The following is a 17,459-nucleotide window of genomic DNA, read 5'->3' on the forward strand; positions in this document are numbered from 1 at the left end:
ATGAGCTCATTGGATCACACAAAGATAATGCATAGCTGTTCTTAACTCAAATCGCCCTTCATGGGCGTTTTTTATTTAAAAATCAATCATCTTTCAACCGTTATTTCTTTACTTCATGCCACTTAGCCCCACTTTAATCAGGTGTAAATACCTCTCCGTCTCAATCTGTGATTTTTGTTTTATTATTTTAGATTTTTATCTACAGTTTTGATTTTGATCTTACTTTAAATAATTAAAACGCCATTTCTATTTTAATGAATAAAAAGATCTATATTATTGCACTGGTGAATCAGTTCACCAAAAAATCAATAATTTTAAGAAATGGAAAGCGTATGAAAATGAAAAATGTAGGCTCTAAAACCCTCGTTTGTACCTCCGTTTTAACGGCTCTGTTTGCTGCATCTGCCTTTGCAGAAACACTGGATCCAAACGATATTCGTAACCAAAGTGCAGCTGCGGTTGATCTTGCGACTGAAGCCAAACAAGCGTTTTACGACAGCTCTAGCTCTAAACTGCACTCATTCCTTTACTTCCGTGATCGCGAAGAGAGAAAAGAAGGCGAGAGTTTCAAACCCAATATTGAAAACCAAACTCTGCAATTAGCATGGGATTACAAGTCTGGTTACTTCAAAGATACCGTGGGTCTCGACATCTGGGCTAACATCAACCAGAAAATCGGCGACACCACCGGAATGTCTGAGATCCTGTACTTTGATCATGAGTGTGCTAACGACCCTTCTAGCCAAACTTATGACCCAGCGACAGGCAAAACAACTCGCGTCGCTTGTGAAAAATCTTATGCAGCCCTCTCGGTAGTTGCGCTGAAAGCAAAATTTGGTGATGACGCTGCGGGCTTAGCCCTACGTGGTGGTTACACCCCGATTAACTTCGGAACCATCCGTTCGAGCTGGGGTTTGAACCCACACGCTTACCGTGGTATTGAAGCTAAAGCGCACTTTGGTAACTGGGTAGTCGGCTATGCTTTCGCTGATGAGTTCAAGAATGACTGGCGCAAAGACTTCCTACCCATGACCACAGTTTGGCACCAACAACAAAACCCTCTTTCGCCGACTCAAGGTTATGTCATTGACTACATTCAGACTGTGGGTGCTGTTTACAATTTTGATGGTGGATCATTCGATGTGGGTTACGGTATCGGTAAAGAATACCGTACAAACTGGCAAGCACTGGCGAAATATGGTTTTGAGCTAGGTAGTGCAAAAGTCGATTTGACTGGCTTCTACCACGGTTCGATTGCAGAAGAAACCGAGTTAACCGGAGTGAAAGATGCAAAAGTTCAGAGCTATATCGGCTTTGGCGCAAACATCAAACAAGGTAACTTCACTTGGATTGCAGGGGTTTCGGCAACCGATACTCAAGGTGAAGAGCTCAACTACAACTTCCGACTCACACCATGGGCGAACTCAGATAACCGCAGTTTCCAACAGACGCTTTCCGGCTTAGACGATTACAACACCGATGGTACTCGCGCAGTAAAATTAGGTGTGAACTACAACTTCACAAGCTTTGGAGTACCAGGGCTATCAGCGGGAATGGGCGGTAACTACGCAACTCATGTTCGCTCTGATGCACAGAAAGCTATCTACGATGGCAGCATGTATTCGGTAGATTGGAACGTCGGTTACAAATTCCTTGATGGCGGTTTGGAAGGTCTGAATATTCAAACTTTCCGTAGCTTGTTCCGCGGCGATGACATCGTACACAAGAACGATCGTAACGATTTGAAAGTGTTAATCTCTTACAGTGTAACGCTGAAATAATCCCTCGTTATTTCAGTTATTTCTGTGGCCTAATGGATTCCCATTAGGCTTTTTTATTCTGCCCGAGTCATAATTTTCAAGTTTGGCGTTGAGACGATGTAATCCATGATGCCTTTAAAAACATCGTATTCACCAAACCGCTCAACAAACAAAAGAAAAAGGCCTGATCTCTCAGGCCTTTAGATTGCTTAACTCAGATTACTCTTCGTCTTTCTTGTTGGATGCCCAAACGTAGAGCAGTTCCAGAGCGATCGTCGCACCCGCCAGTGAAGTCAGGTCGCTTTGGTCGTAAGGAGGAGAGACTTCTACCACATCCATACCGATCAGGTTGATGCCTTTCAGCGCGCGAATGATTTTCAGGATCTTGTCTGAGCTCAAGCCGCCACAGACTGGTGTACCCGTACCCGGTGCGAAAGCGGGATCCAGACAGTCAATGTCGAACGTCAGGTAAACTGGTTTGTCACCGACGATGTGGCGAATTTGCGCCACAATCTCTTCGACAGACATATCGTTGGCTTGCATCGCGTTAATCACGTTGAAGCCGTGGCCTTCTTGTTTGTATTCCGTACGAATACCCACTTGCACCGAGTGCTTAGCCGAGATCAGACCTTCTTTTGGCGCATGGTAGAACATGGTGCCGTGGTCATACGCACTGCCGTTCGCGTAAGTGTCGGTGTGTGCATCAAAGTGGATCAGCGCCATTTCACCGTAGTGCTTAGCGTAAGCACGCAAGATTGGCAGAGTGATGAAGTGATCACCACCCAGTGCCAGCATCGTTTTGCCACTTTTCAGAATTTCGCTGGTCGCGGCTTCTAGGCGGTACGTGAAATCTTCAGCATCACCGCAATCAAAAACCAAGTCACCTGCATCAATCACGTTGATCTTTTTGAACAGGTTGAAATCCCATGGGAATTTCTTACCTTCCCAAGCGAGGTTCACTGAAGCGCGACGAATCGCGTCAGGCCCCATACGTGCACCCGGGCGACCAGACGTCGCCATATCCAAAGGCACGCCAAGTACCACGACATCAGCGTTAGTATCTACTGGGTTACGCACATAAGGACGACGGACAAACGTCATCGCGTTTGAGTAGAGTGAATAATCAGTTTTAGTAAACAAATCATTCATTTAGAAATCCTCTAAGTAAGTATAGCCGCTCAGGCCTAATTCAAGTTCCGCCAATACGGTTTCTTGTTCTTCTTTGGCAACACGTTGAGAAACGAGTTGACGATAGTTGGTGCGAATTTTATCTACGTCGATGTGAACGTAGCGCATCATATCTTCAACCGTGTCACCTTCATTGATAAAGGCAATTTCAGAATCACCATTATCGTTAATGTTTACCACTACGCTGTGCGTATCACCAAACAGGTTGTGCATATCACCCAAGATTTCTTGGTATGCACCGACAAGGAAAAAGCCCATTAGGTATGGCTTGTCACTTGTCCACGCTGGCACAGGCAGTGTGCTTTCAATGCCTTGTCCTTCAACGTATTGTTCAACCGCACCGTCTGAGTCACAAGTGATGTCGAGCATCACTGCGCGGCGATCGTTCATCTCTTCCAAACCAGAAAGCGGCAGCACTGGGAACACTTGATCGATACCCCAAGCATCTGGCAGTGACTGGAACAGTGAGAAGTTCACGAAGAACTTGTCCGCCAAACGCTCTTGCAGCTCATCCAAAATTGGACGATGGAAGCGGTTTTTGTTGCTCATCTTCTGACGCAGTTCATGGTAAATACGCAGTGACAACTGCTCTGCCCATGCACGGTGCTCAAGGTTCAGTACCCCGGTTGCAAACTGGCTGTGTGCTTCAGAAAGATCGCTTTGCGTGTCGTTGTAAATTTCAATCAGTGCGCGATCATCGGTACCATGCTGCACTTCTTCAAATCCACGCCACATGTTTTTAATCAGCATTGGCGATTCTGCATCTGGTGCAGGAATATCTTCTGGTGAATACGCTTCTGTACCGATGACGTTGGTGATCAACACCGCGTGATGCGCCGTGATCGAACGACCGGATTCAGAAATGATCACCGGACGCGGCTGACCGTATAGGTTACATACATCGCTGACTGTGCTCACAATGTTACGCGCATATTCGTGCAGACCGTAGTTCATCGAGTTGGATGATTGGCTACGAGTACCATCGTAGTCGACAGCCAAGCCGCCACCCACGTCGAAGAAATCGATGTGCGCACCCAGCTCACGCAGTTCACAGTAGAAACGCACCGCTTCGTTCACACCATTACGCACATCACGAATGTTCGCCATTTGTGAACCTAGGTGGAAATGCACCAACTGCAGCGCTTCCAGTTGATCTTCCGCTTTCAAGCGGTTAATCACGGTGAGCACTTGTGATGCAGCTAGGCCGAACTTCGATTTTTCACCGCCGCTCGATTGCCATTTGCCTGCACCCTGAGAGGCAAGACGAATACGCAGACCCAGACGTGGTTTCACGCCAAGGCTTTTCGCTTCTTTCAGGACCAGATCCAGCTCTGACAGTTTTTCCAGAACGATGAAAACTTTGTGACCCAGTTTTTCACCGATCAGTGCCAGACGAATGTACTCTCTGTCTTTGTAACCATTACATACAATCACTGAACTGGCTTGCTGAGCCATCGCCAACACCGCCAGAAGTTCAGGCTTACTGCCCGCTTCCAAGCCGAGTTGTTTGTGTTCTAATTCGGCCTGACTGGCCAGAATTTCATCTACTACCTCTCTTTGTTGGTTCACTTTGATGGGATAAACCAGCAGGTATTTATTCGGGTAGTCGTACTCTTCAATCGCCTGATTGAAAGCGTCACAAATGTTGTGCACGCGTTGATGCAGGATCTGCGGGAAGCGTACAAGCACAGGCAAATTTAAATCACGCGCTTCGAGCTGTTTAACAATTGAGCTTAATTGCGTTTGATGGGCTTTGTCTTTTCTCGGCGATACATACACTTCGCCTTGATCGTCAATGCCAAAAAAACCTTGGCTCCAGTAATGCACATTGTAGTCAGCGCGAACGCGGTCTAATTTGGATGGTTGTTCCACATCGTATCTCACAAAAACAGAGAGGATTACAATGATTTCATCGGTTGAAATCACACCTGACACCCTAGATGTCACGCGCTTTATCGGTGAAAAGCTAGGGTGTGTCTAATGATAATAATTTATCGTTATGACAACTGTTAGTTATCACACATAAACTTGCATAAATGCCTTCATTTCATTCATTTTTTCTGGCGCGCACTTGATGCCACTGAACAAAGTCACACTTCAAAGCGTTGGCAATATTGGCTCGGCGTTACACCGCGCTGTTTTTTAAACATGCGATTAAAACTGGCAACATGCTGATAACCCAATCGATGCGCGACGTTTTCAATTGGTACTTTACGACTGAGTAAATTCACCGCGATATTGCTTAATACATAGCCCAGTACGATCGAATAGCTCATGCCTAACACATGCAAACGACGTTGGCACTGTTGCGTAGAAAGACCGAGCAGAGCAGATACCCGTTCAAGGCTTGGATAGCCGTAATGGCAAGCATAGTTGATGGTTTCATACAGCACTTTAAGCTCATCGGTCGGATCGGGCATATTGAGAAAATCATCCAGTTCTTGATAACTCATCGCTAACGATTTCGCTTTAGGTCGATGCTGCATTTGAGTCGCTAAGCGATGACTAGCATGAAACCAAATCTCCACTCGTGGTTGGTTCCATTCCACCTCACAGCCAAAATAATCACGGTACAAACTGCGGTTATCTCTTTTGCCGGGCAAATGCACACGCATGGGCGCAAAGTTTTCGCCCAAATATTCTCGCAAAACCTGCAACATAAACGTCGCCATGCGAATCCCATCATGCACTTTAACTTCGGTTTGAATCTGCGGATTGCGGTATATCCACTTCAAAATGGGACCGACTTGCGCCCCAACCATCGAGCACCCAGATTGCACGCTACTGAACCCGTAATTAATACGCCGAACTGTCGAGGCTAGATCCGCGCCAGAGAAAAACCACCGGTGAGCAGGCAATGCCATATCCAGCCTCTTTTCTTGAGTCGCCTTGAGCAAAAAGTCGGGATCTTTTGTGGATTCTTCCATGCTCTGATACCAAATGTTGACCTCATTAGCAGGGATCAAGGTCATCGGCTGATAGAACACAGATTCAGGTAAGCCACTACACCCTTCCGGCAATTGGTATAACTGTTTGATCTTAAAATGAAGATGAGAAAAACCGATCGCTCGTAAAAAATACATGTCACTACACACCTTAGCCGATCAAATACAGATTATTTCAAATACTAATGTATTTTGATGTGTTTGGTTACTCTTGCAAGACTCTGATGAGCAATATGCACAATGCGGCTCCCTTGATTATGGAGCATGGTATGAGTCTTTTTAGCGTTCCTTTTGTCGACACGGGTAGTGACACTGCCCTACATATTGTTGCGGGTTTTATTCTTGTCGCCTCAGTTGTCGCTGGCGTGTATGGGTTTTGGAAGCTGCATGAGATCCCGATTAACAAAGCCCACAGTAAAGACCATCATCAAATCGGCTTGATCACCGCCTTAACGTGGATCGGTTTTCTTTGGCATTGGGTTTGGGTTGTCGCCGTTATTCTTGCTTTTGTGGATATGGATAAAGCCATCTTGCATCTACGAGAAACGTGGCGGCACGGCAGCTTAGAACAGAAGCACACCAAAACCACACAGGAAACACCCTCAGAGGAACATTCAGCATGATCGAAGGCTTAGCCGTTTGGGCACTCTTTATCTACCTATTGCGTTTAGTCGGAATGCCGTGGAACAAAGTTACCCAGAGTTTTGCCTACATAGGAGGCATTAGCTGGCTAATGTTTGTGTGGGTCGGTCTCATAAACTATACGCCAATGGATATTTCTGGCGGCTCAGTGGTGCAATCACCCCATATCCAACTGCGCCCAGATTCACCCAATGTGACTGGTAAAGTCAGTAAAATTTATGTCGATCCCAACCAAACTATTCAAAAGGGACAGTTGATCTATGAGATTGATGCAACGCCTTACCAAATTGCGTTTAACCAAGCCCTGATTGCCGAAAGTGCAGCCAAAGTGGCTTTAGAAAGTGCGAACGGCGATGTTGAAATCGCGAAAGCCAGTTATCAATCCATGCTCAAAGACATCACGGTTTCGCACAGCCAATTGGCTTCTGCCCGTGAAGACTACTTGCTACAAAAGAAGATGCTAGAGCGTTATCGCGAACAAAACCGCGTGGTGAAAAACACCATCACCCAAGCGGACATGGATAAACAAAGCACCACAGTACAAGTGGCGAACCAAAACCTGACCACCATCGAATCACAACTGGCGAAGAAACAGGTTGATGCCGATAAAGCAAAATTAGCGATTACACAGGCGCAACTGACCATCACTCAGAGTGAAAACGACTTAGGCAATGCTCGCGAAACCGTGGCCAAAGCTCGATGGGATTTAAACAGTACAAAAGTTTACGCCCCTGCCGATGGCTTTGTTACCAACTTCATTTTGCGTGAAGGACAACGCATCGCTATGATGCCACGCCTGCAAATGTATACGAATGAGAAATACGTATTAATGCGCGTTAATCATCAAGCCATTCGTAATATCAAGGCTGGGCAATTAGCCGAATTTGCGTCTTCGGTTTATCCTGGCAAAGTGTTTTCCGCTACAGTAGAAGGCATTGTCGAAGCCACGGGCGAAGCCCAAAGCAACTTACTGGGTTTTGATCAAAACGTTACCGCAACCACCGTACAAAACTTACGCAACAAGCACCATTTTGTGCGCTTAAAAATTGAAGAACCTGTAGGTTACGACGTTCCCGTCGGTTCTGTCGGATTAGCTTGGGTCAGCGGTGAGAAGCCCATTTCATTCCTCGCCTTTCTCGATGTCATTCGCGGCATTATCCTGCGCATGAAATCACAACTGTACTTCTTCTACTCTATCTAAAACCCTCAATTAATTTGCCACCTCAATTGAAGAGGTGGCAAATTCACCACTTCGTCCCTGAATAGCCTTTTTTCGCTTGGCTATACATTGTAATTACATACAATTCCGTTATGGTAATTTCTCCCCTGACGTGAGAAGCGAAATGGATTACTTAGCCTTACTACAAACAAACTATAAATGGTTGATCACCGCGACTATCATCCTTTTCTACCCCCCGATTTCACGACTGACTCTACGTCTTTTTGAAAGCATGATTACCGGCAGAGTGGATATTCACCGCCTGAAACGTGCTCGCTGGTTGATCCGCACTTTACTGTTTCTGGTGATGCTGTTTACCACCTTAATTTTGTGGGGCGTGGAGTTACGCGGTTTGCTCGTGGTCGGATCTTCTCTTTTTGCTTTGCTTGGGGTGGGTTTATTTGCCGGCTGGTCACTATTGAGTAACGTGACTGCATTCCTGATTTTGTTTGTGCAGAACCATTGCCGAATTGGCAGTTGGGTTCGAGTTGTTGATGGGGCTAATTTTATCGAAGGGAAAATCATCGATATGGCACTACTTAATGTCGAGCTAGAGACCCTTGATGGCAACCGAGTCCTCTACCCCAATAACTTATTTATTGTTCGCCCTGTGATTGTCTTAAAGAAGGCACCCGAGAAAGCGGCCAAGAAGCCAGAGAAAAAACAGCTACCTAAGGGATTATAAATTTGAGCGAATACCAAGACTTATCTCAGCAAATTGAACAAATTGCCACCGCAGAAGAAGCCGAGCAAACCCATCTGCTCGGTGAAATGGTGGAAAATGGCTTAGATGAAGGCTCTATCGCCTTGATTCTAGAAGCGTTTCCCGTTGAACAACGGGTACGTTTATGGCGAAGTTTGCCACTGGAGATGCACATTGATGTGCTGACCGAAATGCGCGCCGAAGTACGTATCTCGGTTATCAAAGCGCTGTCGGAAATTGAACTCAAACTCACACTCGCCAAACTCGACAACTTATCGCTGATCGAGTGGGAGGATTCTCTCCCCGATGAGATCATCAGTGAAGCGTTAAGCCTCATCAACCGTGATGAACTGGAGTTGTATGACCAAGCCAACGAGTTTGCCGATGATGAAATCGGCCACTGGGCGGATCGAAAAGTCTATACCTTACCTTTTAGTATCAGTGTCCGCCGGGCTAAAGTGCTGTTGGATAAATACCACTACGACTCACCTCAGTACATTTATCTGATCAACAAAGCCAAAAAATTCCGTGGCTTAGTTAGTTTTAGTGACCTACTCCAAGCAGAAGAAACCACTCAACTCAAAAATCTACATAAAGAAGATGTCGTCACACTGAATGCTCAGCAAACCTTGTCTGACGCGGTGGATGCGCTTGAGCACACGACATTGCCGATGGTTCCCGTGCTGAGTGACGATGATACTTTGATCGGCGAGATAGACTGGCACTTTGCACTTAGCGTGCAACGCGAAATGTACGAAGCACGTTTGATGGCGGGTACGGGTATGGATGAAGGCGATGACTTGTTTGCTCCCGTGCTCAAAAGCTCGAAAAAACGTGGGTTGTGGCTAGGCATTAATCTGCTCACCGCCATTCTCGCCTCGATAACCATTGGCCTGTTTGAAGATGTCATCTCGCAAGTTGTAGCCTTAGCTGTACTCATGCCAATTGTCGCGTCCATGGGCGGCATCGCGGGTAGCCAAACCTTAACTTTGATGGTGCGCGCGATGGCGCTCAATCAGATCACCGTGGGTAACCGCTTTGCTTTGCTCAAGAATGAGCTGGGAATTGGTTCGATCAATGGTCTCGTCTGGGCGCTGATTATCGGTGGTATGGCGGCACTTTGGTTCCAACAACCCGTTATCGGAGCCACCATTGCACTGGCGATCGTCGTCAACATTATTACCGCTGCGTTATTTGGTGTACTCATCCCCATCATTTTAGATAAGTTCAAGCTCGACCCCGCCCTAGCCGGTTCAGTGATCCTGACGACCGTAACTGATGTGGTAGGCTTTTTTGCCTTCCTCGGTACCGCCAGTTTGGTGATGTTGTAGCTTCTTGATTGCCCATAGCGAAGGCAGAAAACGTTCTGCCTTCGCTACCCTTAATTCATTTCACTAAGCCACTTTTCTCGTTTTCGATGGTTGAGTAAAAGGCATTAATGCCTGATGGAGTACACACACGCCGTTTGCATAATCCGCATCATCCACCACAAACTGCACATTCACATTGCGCATCGAAGAGTGTGCCGCCATCGGTTGCAACTGATGTTCCAGTAATGCTTGTAGCCCTTGAGCCAGCACTTTATTGGTCTCCATATGCGCGCCAATCGCTGAAATCAGTGCCACCATACGGCCAGAGACTTTCGCTTGCGGATAACGCTTCTCCGCTTGGTAGCGAATGTGATTGAGCGGTTCACTACTGCCGCTCAAATAATACGTTACCGAGTTGGCATTCATCTCTTTACCAATCAACTGCACTTTCGCATCGCGTATCCACTCAATCAGCTCATGACTCACTTTATCGATCATCCCAACCATGCTTTGGTCAAACAAGTGCAGCGCAAATACTTTATCTCGCCCAGCGATGATCTCAACTCGGTCTTGTTGTGGATTATGTGACACTGTAATTAATGTTCCAAAATGCTCTGGCTCAAAAGTATTCTTGATCCGCAAATCAATATTGCTTTGTCTTAACCCTGCCGCCGCATTGGGATGGATCGCTTCCATTCCCAAATTCGCCAACTGATCCGCCACATCAAAATTGGTTAAACCGATGGGACGCACTTTTTCTGCCCCGACCAAACGCGGATCGGCCGAGCTCAAGTGATACTCTTTGTGAATGATCGCTTGCTCTGCTCCCGTCACTACAGCAATTCGGCTGAACGTCATCTCGCTGTAACCGCGATCATAGGTGCGCATCAACCCTTCTTGGCAAGAGGCATAGCCCGTTACAATCGGCAGTTCACTCTTCACATCAATCTCGCGAAATGCCTCCTCAATCACCTGATCAAGATTGCCTTGCGTTGCTTCATTCCAACCCGACAAATCCACAAATCGGGCGTTAACGCCCAGTGTGTTGAGCTTAAGTGCAGTGTTATAAGCACTGTGCGATTCACCGAGCGAGGCAAGAAACTCTCGGATTTGCGGTAAGTAATGGCGCAGCGAAAACTGCCCATATTGGCAAGTTTGCAAAATATTCTGAATACACGCGATGGCTTCCGCTAAACGGGCGCGAATAAATTTATCGGCACGCAAACGCGTCATCGCATCGGCAAACAAGTTTTCGTTGATCAATAACATGCGCTGCTCAAGTGCATAAACGGCGTCACGCCAACTTTCATCATGCTTGGCAATTTTTTGGTAAATCCCCGGTGCGCCTGTGCGTTTGCATTCCAATAACGCATCGGTAACCCCCGAGTAGGCGGATACCACAAACACACGCCCATACGGCTGTTCAGGTCTGAGGAAAATATTCTCCAAGACCGCATCAAAGGCACTCATTGACGTACCACCGATTTTCTCTACCGTGTAAGGCATCATTTCTCCTTAAGGTGTTGTGACAGTATTGCGCTCTCATCCCGCGGATAGACACCTTGCGCATCATGAATTTCGAGTCCCGTCAGTGGTGGATTAAATACACAAGCCATCACCATATCGGTTGAAAAAGCCCGCAGATAATGTTCATCATGCTGGTCGAGGATGTACAACGTCCCCGGCTGGATCGGGTAGGTTTTGCCCCCCACGAGCTCAATTTCACCTTCGCCCGACATGCAGTACACCGATTCGAGGTGGTTACGGTAATGAATATGCGTTTGGGTGTTGGCGTAAATGGTCGTGATATGAAAAGAGAAACCCATTTGGTCATCTTTCAATAACATGCGCACACTTTCCCAATTTTCTGCTACCACTCGACGCTCACTTTGGCGGCACTTTTCTAGCGTTCTCACAATCATGTTTTCTCCTTGTTTTTACCGTGGGTTAGGATGCTTGTTGCAATCCACGTGGTGCGATGCGTGCTGCACTGCGCTCAATAATGGTGAGGCCATGTGCAAGATCCGCCTCGGTAATGGTCAGGGGACAAAACACTTTCAGCACTTCATCTTCTGCGCCTGCCGTTTCGATGATCAGCCCATTTTGAAAACAAATCGCTGCAATATCGCGGGCAATCTCCCCATTATGGCAAGCCACCCCTTGCATCAAGCCGCGGCCTTTAACGCATGAAAATAGCGTTGGATAGAGGTGCAAGCAGTGTTGTAATGCTTGCGTTACTTGCTCACTGCGCGCGGCAATATGGGTTTGAAAATCCTCATTCGCCCAGTACGCTTCCAGCGCGCGTGTCGCCGTCACAAACGCATGGTTATTCCCACGAAACGTCCCGTTATGCTCTCCCGGTTTCCATTGATCCCATTCGGGTTTAAGCAGCACGATCGCCATTGGTAACCCATAACCACTGAGTGATTTTGATAAGGTCACCATATCCGGCTCAATCCCGCTTGGCTCGAAACTAAAGAAGGTGCCAGTACGGCCACAGCCCGCCTGAATGTCATCCACAATCAATAAAATTTGCTGAGCACGGCAGAGCGTTTGCAAACGCTGTAACCAAGCATCCGAAGCGACATTCAAACCGCCTTCTCCTTGTACGGTTTCTAGCAATACCGCTGCCGGTTTGTCTAACCCAGATGAGTTATCTTGCAACATAGTTTCAAACAGGGTTAATCCATCAATTCCCGCGTAACCTTCATACGGCAGGCGGCTTACACCAGAAAGTGCTAACCCTGCACCTTGACGATGATGTTGATTGCCCGTTGCAGCAAGTGCACCTAATGAGCAGCCGTGAAAACCGTTAGTAAAGGTCACGATGTTATGGCGCCCCGTCACTTTACGCGCTAATTTCAACGCTGCTTCTACTGCGTTGGTTCCTGTTGGGCCAGTAAACTGCACTTTATAATTCAGACCACGCGGCTCAAGAATGTATGACTGCAATGCTTGAATAAACTGTGCTTTCGCTTGCGAATGCATATCTAACCCATGAGTTAGGCCATCGCGTTCAATGTATTCAAGCAATGCTTGTTTCAGCACTGCGTTGTTGTGGCCGTAGTTAAGTGAGCCTGCACCAGCCAGAAAATCCAGATACGCTTCACCACTTTGACTATGTAACCAATTACCTTTTGCAGTCGTAAACACCACCGGAAAGTGGTTGGCGTAAGATTGCACCTGAGATTCATGGTGTTTGAAAATATTCATAATCCGATTTGTTACCCTTTTTGTAAGTTCGATGAATGAAGAGGAATGTGATAGAGATATTCTGTGTCGTGCTCTCCTTCAAAATGACAAGTTTCATCTAAAAAAGTGGACACACTGCCTTGCTCTCCTTGCTCTCTATCCAGTTTTTGGAATAACCGCCAAGACGCTTGATTCGACTGCGTAATGGTGGTTTCAAGAACGCTAATATCGGCTAGATCCTCACGCGCCAACAAATGCGTGAGCATTTGATAGGCCAACCCTTTCCCGCGTGCGGATGGATGCACAGCAACTTGCCAGACAAACAACTCATTCGGTTTGTCTGGTTTGCGATAAGCAGAAACGAACCCCACCAACAACGCTTGCTGTTCAGCAATCAAACACGTGGTTTGAAAATGGCTAGACTGCAAAAAATTACAGTACGTTGAGTTTTGGTCGAGCGGTGCACACTGTGCGATCAGCTCATGAATCGATAGACCGTCTTCTTGAGTCGGCATCCGAAATACCCATGGCGGTGCGGGTTTGTGCATGATTTGCGGATAAATCATCCAAGGCGAAGCAGTAAACATCACAACAAAATCCTTTGTGTTCAAATTAAAATCCCTTTTTACCCTAGCAGGATAAAATCATTTTTCAACAAAACACTCGAAAAAACTGGGATAAAAAGACTAACATAGTGAAAAATTCATAAAAAATTAATTTGAACTAGAACAATAACATGAAGATTTTGACCTTTCTGAAATCTCACTCAAGACTGTCACGAGCATAGAGATTGAAAAAATCATACAGAGTTAAAGCGGATTGCAAGCTTTTGCAATTTGCAATCGCAGAATGCAATTAGATGAGCATATTATGGACTCATCAGCCATAACATCGGATTAAAACATGGACAAATCAGTGCATATAAAGTTGGCATGGATAGTGCATTTATACCTATGACCCTTAATTAAGCCGAGGGTCACCTAGCCAACTGACGTTGTTAGTGAATAAGATTGTTCACACTGTTTTATCAGCCAATCACCTTTTTGTGATTGGCTTTTTTCTTTCTTGCGCTATGCCCCTTGCCCGATTCCCCCCCACACGACAAGTTGAGAAACTGAACACATTTTCCAAGCCTGAACTTTACCTTATGCTCCCGCGCGGTAAAGTATCACTCTCCGCTAGCTTCATTGAGACGAAAGTAATGAGAACTGACTACCAGCAACGACTCCGTCCCGTATTGCGTTACCTAGAAGCGAATTTTGATCAGCCTTTCAACCTCGAAGAAGTCGCGCTGCAAGCTCACTTATCGCCTTATCATTTTCATCGAATTTTCAAAGCGGTTGTTGGCGAGACATTAGCCGACTTTATGCGCCGTCTTAAAATGGAAAAATCCGCCAGCGTACTTTTTTATCACAAACGTTCGATTACCGAAGTCGCACTGGATTTTGGTTTTTCTAGTTCACAAGCCTTTGCCAAAGCCTTCAAACAGCACTTTGGGCTTACGGCAAGCCAAGTTCGCGAATGCCAAGATATCGAAGCGTTCAGTCAGTTGATGAGAAACAGCAAGATTGGACACTCATTGCGCAAGAATGGAAACGAGTTAGCCAATGCTGCCGCCTATACTGATAGCAATTCAACGCAATGGAGACAAAGTATGACGATCGAATCCTTCACTCCCTGTGGTCTCGCGTATGTACGTGTGACCGGGCCTTATGGACAAAATTATCCACCCGCAGTTGAAAAACTGTATCAATGGGCGGGCCCTGCTGGCTTTGCCCAGTGTCCTTGTATTTTTATCTATCACGATAATCCAGAACTAACACCCGCAGAAAAATGCCGCACCGATATCGCTCTTTTGGTGCCTGAAGGCATAGAGGTTGGCAAATCGATCGAGTACACCCATTTTGAAGGGGGCAAGTATTTTACGAGTCGACGCAAGGTGACAGACCAAAGCCAATATGGCCATTTTTGGAATGAACACATGGGTCTGGTGGTGGAACAAGGATTGGAAACCGACCAGCGCCCCTGCTTTGAGCTTTATCACCATTATGATCCGGTCACCCATCACGCCGATGTGAGTTTTTGCACGGCCGTGAAATAAGTGACGCCACCCAGCCATTGCAATCCCGATTGAAGCCGCCAAAAGATAACATCAATCTTTGTAGTGATGTGAGCGGTACGCTCGTGGAGTCATGTGGCTCCATGCTTTAAAGCGAGTACTAAAATTGGCGGCATTGGGGTATCCCACCATGTCGCCAATTTGTTGAATAGGCCAATCAGACCGAGCTAACTCACGCGCTGCATATTCCATACGTAACCGAGTTAAATGTGCGGTGGGGCTATGCCCAAAATACTGTAAGCAGAGACGATGCAGATGAGCCACCGAGCACGGTACAAGCGCCGCCATCGCACTCACAGGCCACTCTTTGTGTAACTGTTTCTGCACGCGCTCAAACATTCGATTGAGGCGAATTTGGGCACGGGGCATCTGCCGTTCACCCGGTGTCGCCAGTAACAGTTCAATTTGTTCAACTGCCCTTTGTGCAACAGGCTGTCCGATGTCTTCTGGCAAAATTTGGGTTCGTAATAAGGTTTGAATGCAGGTGTACATCACATCGGCTGCAGGCGTGAGCCCATAGTGGATCTGTTCACCAAGATGGTTGGGCCACTCTCGTTGCGCAGAAAGGAACAACCAAGCTAACTGCCAATTTTCCTCTTCAATGCCAAAACCGTTTTCCACACCCGCCGGAATAATCATCACTGAACCCGGTTCAAGCAGGTAGCGTTGACCTTGGCTGTTTAACCAACCTTTGCCACGAATGGTAAACAACAGCATATGTTGCTTGGGTGATTTTCGATAAACATTGAAGGACTCGCGGCAAGTCGCAATGCCACATTGCACTACGCCACTTTGCTCTAGCTTGAGCACATGTTCTTGATCGATAACCTCATGTTGGGTTTTCTCTGAGATCAGATAGCTCTCTTGTTTTTCATGCATGATGAGATTTTGGCAATAGTTTTGGAGTTTTTAACACAATACTGCGATGGCACAGAGATCTACACTACTCACATTCATTCCAAGGAGTCAGATCACATGATTGCCCACTTTCGCCAACTCGACCGACCATTTTGGCAAAAATTACTCCAAATCGGCTTACCTGTCTCAATGCAGTCCATGTTGTTTTCGCTATTAGGCGTGGTCGATATCTTCATGGTCAGCCAGTTGGGAGAATCTGCCACTGCCGCGGTAGGGGTTGGTAACCGCATTTTCTTCTTCAATTTGATCGTGATTGTCGGAGCCAGTGGCGCAGTCAGTGTGCTGGCATCTCAATACTTTGGCGCGGGCAATTTGGATGGCGTTCGCCGCACGCTTGCCCAATCTTGGATAATGGCGGTCGTGCTCACGCTACCTTTTGCATTGATGTACAGCTTGATGCCTGAAAGTATCGTAACGCTCGTCGCCGATGATCCACACTATGTTGTGCAAGCAACAGATTATCTGTGGGTCACCGGGATCAGTTTATTTTGTACCGCGTTAGTGGTGCCATTAGAAGGTGCATTACGCAGTATTGGGGAAGCAAAGCTCCCAACACGCGTAAGTATTTTTGCCATTATCGTCAACGCCATCCTCAACGCCATACTCATCTTCGGTCTGTTCGGGTTTCCAGAGCTTGGGGTACTCGGTGCTGGCTTAGGTACCACTCTGTCGCGCTTATTCCAAACCACACTATTGTTCCTCTTGGTCAAACGCCGTTATGCCCACTTACTGCCCAACCAGAATCATTGGCGGGAAAGCTTACAGCGTCACCATCGTCAACGTTATTTTAAGATTGCTTGGCCCATGCTTATCCACGACAGCGCTTGGGCTGCTGGGCTTTTAGTTTACAACGTGATTGTCGGGCAATTAGGGGTTTCAGAGTTGGCGATTATTTCACTGCTTGCTCCTGTCGAGAGTGTGTTGATCTCCGCTTTCCTTGGGTTTGCGGTCGCAGCATCGATCATTTTAGGTAATGAGATTGGCGCACAAAACTATCAGCGTGTAGAAAGCACCGCGTGGTGGTATGTCATCACCAGTTGCAGCTTAGCCTTAGTGCTCGCTTTACTCTGCATGACTGCCAAACCACTGCTTGCCTGGGTCATTAACTACAGTCCGTTAGAAAACCATCAATTGGCACTCAATGTTTGCCTTGTAATGGCCTTTGGCATGGTGTTTAAAGTCTTTAACATGGTCGGAATTGGTGGAGTACTCAAAAGTGGTGGTGATATCCGTTACAGCATTTTTATTGATCTGTTTGGTCAATGGGCGGTGGGGATTCCTCTTGCTTATCTAACAGGCATTGTCTGGGGTTGGCCACTACATTGGGTGTTAATGGTGATTTGGCTTGAAGAGTGGGTGAAAATTGGACTCACCACACAGCGAATAAGCTCAAAGCGTTGGATTAACAATCTAGTCAGTGAGCCATCGATGGAGGTTGCAACGACTCTAGGCAAGTAGCCTCA

15 protein-coding genes are annotated in these 17,459 nt (G+C 46.8%); 7 read left to right on the forward strand and 8 right to left on the reverse strand.

Annotation, left to right across the window (positions count from 1 at the left end; genetic code table 11):
* Nucleotides 1–332: 332 nt before the first annotated feature.
* Entirely contained in the window at nt 333–1,781 is a 1,449-nt protein-coding gene (locus MKA69_RS17465; RefSeq protein WP_305848569.1) for an OprD family outer membrane porin, read from the forward strand.
* A 198-nt stretch (nt 1,782–1,979) separates the two neighbouring features.
* Here MKA69_RS17465 and speB read toward each other — a convergent pair whose 3' ends face one another.
* The 3 genes from speB to MKA69_RS17480 form a co-directional block, all read right to left on the reverse strand.
* Nucleotides 1,980–2,909: an agmatinase gene (gene speB / locus MKA69_RS17470; protein WP_000998709.1), complete on the reverse strand. Its 930-nt coding sequence runs from the start codon at nt 2,907–2,909 to the stop codon at nt 1,980–1,982.
* Nucleotides 2,910–4,820, reverse strand: coding sequence for an arginine decarboxylase (gene speA, locus MKA69_RS17475; protein ID WP_032468685.1), 1,911 nt, complete (start codon nt 4,818–4,820; stop codon nt 2,910–2,912). It lies immediately after the preceding gene.
* 218 nt (nt 4,821–5,038) lie between these two features.
* The gene (locus tag MKA69_RS17480) at nt 5,039–6,031 is read right to left on the reverse strand and encodes an AraC family transcriptional regulator (RefSeq protein WP_000273796.1); all 993 of its coding nucleotides are present in this window, start codon (nt 6,029–6,031) and stop codon (nt 5,039–5,041) included.
* 131 nt (nt 6,032–6,162) lie between these two features.
* Between MKA69_RS17480 and MKA69_RS17485 the strand changes: the two genes are divergently transcribed.
* From MKA69_RS17485 to MKA69_RS17500, 4 genes are all read left to right on the forward strand, one after another.
* On the forward strand, nt 6,163–6,516 hold the full coding sequence (locus MKA69_RS17485) for an MFS transporter permease (RefSeq protein ID WP_055028056.1): 354 nt from the start codon (nt 6,163–6,165) through the stop codon (nt 6,514–6,516).
* On the forward strand, nt 6,513–7,736 hold the full coding sequence (locus MKA69_RS17490; RefSeq protein WP_305848570.1) for an HlyD family secretion protein: 1,224 nt from the start codon (nt 6,513–6,515) through the stop codon (nt 7,734–7,736). The genes MKA69_RS17485 and MKA69_RS17490 overlap by 4 nt, the downstream gene beginning before the upstream one ends.
* A 142-nt stretch (nt 7,737–7,878) precedes the next feature.
* A complete protein-coding gene (locus MKA69_RS17495; protein ID WP_000385041.1) occupies nt 7,879–8,439 on the forward strand; it encodes a mechanosensitive ion channel domain-containing protein in 561 nt (186 codons plus the stop codon).
* A gap of 2 nt (nt 8,440–8,441) precedes the next feature.
* Entirely contained in the window at nt 8,442–9,788 is a 1,347-nt protein-coding gene (locus MKA69_RS17500; RefSeq protein WP_055031515.1) for a magnesium transporter, read from the forward strand.
* 63 nt (nt 9,789–9,851) lie between these two features.
* Here the strand turns inward: MKA69_RS17500 and MKA69_RS17505 are convergent, their stop codons facing one another.
* Genes MKA69_RS17505 through ectA form a run of 4 tightly spaced genes read right to left on the reverse strand, consistent with a single transcriptional unit; the run spans nt 9,852 to nt 13,546 of the window.
* Nucleotides 9,852–11,273 (reverse strand): aspartate kinase, encoded by a 1,422-nt coding sequence (locus MKA69_RS17505; RefSeq protein ID WP_305848571.1) that lies wholly within the window; start codon nt 11,271–11,273, stop codon nt 9,852–9,854.
* Nucleotides 11,273–11,689, reverse strand: coding sequence for an ectoine synthase (locus MKA69_RS17510; RefSeq protein ID WP_305848572.1), 417 nt, complete (start codon nt 11,687–11,689; stop codon nt 11,273–11,275). The genes MKA69_RS17505 and MKA69_RS17510 overlap by 1 nt, the downstream gene beginning before the upstream one ends.
* A gap of 25 nt (nt 11,690–11,714) precedes the next feature.
* A complete protein-coding gene (gene ectB, locus MKA69_RS17515) occupies nt 11,715–12,980 on the reverse strand; it encodes a diaminobutyrate--2-oxoglutarate transaminase (RefSeq protein ID WP_001019988.1) in 1,266 nt (421 codons plus the stop codon).
* 11 nt (nt 12,981–12,991) lie between these two features.
* Entirely contained in the window at nt 12,992–13,546 is a 555-nt protein-coding gene (gene ectA / locus MKA69_RS17520) for a diaminobutyrate acetyltransferase (protein ID WP_055030206.1), read from the reverse strand.
* A gap of 614 nt (nt 13,547–14,160) precedes the next feature.
* Here ectA and MKA69_RS17525 point away from each other — a divergent pair.
* Nucleotides 14,161–15,060: a GyrI-like domain-containing protein gene (locus MKA69_RS17525; protein WP_305848573.1), complete on the forward strand. Its 900-nt coding sequence runs from the start codon at nt 14,161–14,163 to the stop codon at nt 15,058–15,060.
* Nucleotides 15,061–15,111: 51 nt separating this feature from the next.
* Here MKA69_RS17525 and MKA69_RS17530 read toward each other — a convergent pair whose 3' ends face one another.
* Complete coding sequence (locus MKA69_RS17530) at nt 15,112–15,957, reverse strand: AraC family transcriptional regulator (protein ID WP_055030242.1); 846 nt, start codon at nt 15,955–15,957, stop codon at nt 15,112–15,114.
* Nucleotides 15,958–16,053: 96 nt separating this feature from the next.
* Between MKA69_RS17530 and MKA69_RS17535 the strand changes: the two genes are divergently transcribed.
* The gene (locus tag MKA69_RS17535) at nt 16,054–17,454 is read left to right on the forward strand and encodes an MATE family efflux transporter (RefSeq protein ID WP_305848574.1); all 1,401 of its coding nucleotides are present in this window, start codon (nt 16,054–16,056) and stop codon (nt 17,452–17,454) included.
* Nucleotides 17,455–17,459 lie beyond the last annotated feature (5 nt).

Source organism: Vibrio sp. AH4 (assembly GCF_030710545.1).
Classification (GTDB): Bacteria; Pseudomonadota; Gammaproteobacteria; order Enterobacterales; family Vibrionaceae; genus Vibrio; species Vibrio metoecus.

Excerpts from the sequence above, each read along its gene's own strand:
- MKA69_RS17465 (WP_305848569.1), top strand. The coding sequence starts at position 333 with ATGAAAATGAAAAATGTAGGCTCTAAAACCCTCGTTTGTACCTCCGTT.
- speB (WP_000998709.1), bottom strand. The coding sequence starts at position 2,909 with ATGAATGATTTGTTTACTAAAACTGATTATTCACTCTACTCAAACGCG.
- MKA69_RS17480 (WP_000273796.1), bottom strand. The coding sequence starts at position 6,031 with ATGTATTTTTTACGAGCGATCGGTTTTTCTCATCTTCATTTTAAGATC.
- MKA69_RS17485 (WP_055028056.1), top strand. The coding sequence starts at position 6,163 with ATGAGTCTTTTTAGCGTTCCTTTTGTCGACACGGGTAGTGACACTGCC.
- MKA69_RS17490 (WP_305848570.1), top strand. The coding sequence starts at position 6,513 with ATGATCGAAGGCTTAGCCGTTTGGGCACTCTTTATCTACCTATTGCGT.
- MKA69_RS17495 (WP_000385041.1), top strand. The coding sequence starts at position 7,879 with ATGGATTACTTAGCCTTACTACAAACAAACTATAAATGGTTGATCACC.
- MKA69_RS17505 (WP_305848571.1), bottom strand. The coding sequence starts at position 11,273 with ATGCCTTACACGGTAGAGAAAATCGGTGGTACGTCAATGAGTGCCTTT.
- MKA69_RS17510 (WP_305848572.1), bottom strand. The coding sequence starts at position 11,689 with ATGATTGTGAGAACGCTAGAAAAGTGCCGCCAAAGTGAGCGTCGAGTG.
- ectB (WP_001019988.1), bottom strand. The coding sequence starts at position 12,980 with ATGAATATTTTCAAACACCATGAATCTCAGGTGCAATCTTACGCCAAC.
- ectA (WP_055030206.1), bottom strand. The coding sequence starts at position 13,546 with ATGTTTACTGCTTCGCCTTGGATGATTTATCCGCAAATCATGCACAAA.
- MKA69_RS17525 (WP_305848573.1), top strand. The coding sequence starts at position 14,161 with ATGAGAACTGACTACCAGCAACGACTCCGTCCCGTATTGCGTTACCTA.
- MKA69_RS17530 (WP_055030242.1), bottom strand. The coding sequence starts at position 15,957 with ATGCATGAAAAACAAGAGAGCTATCTGATCTCAGAGAAAACCCAACAT.
- MKA69_RS17535 (WP_305848574.1), top strand. The coding sequence starts at position 16,054 with ATGATTGCCCACTTTCGCCAACTCGACCGACCATTTTGGCAAAAATTA.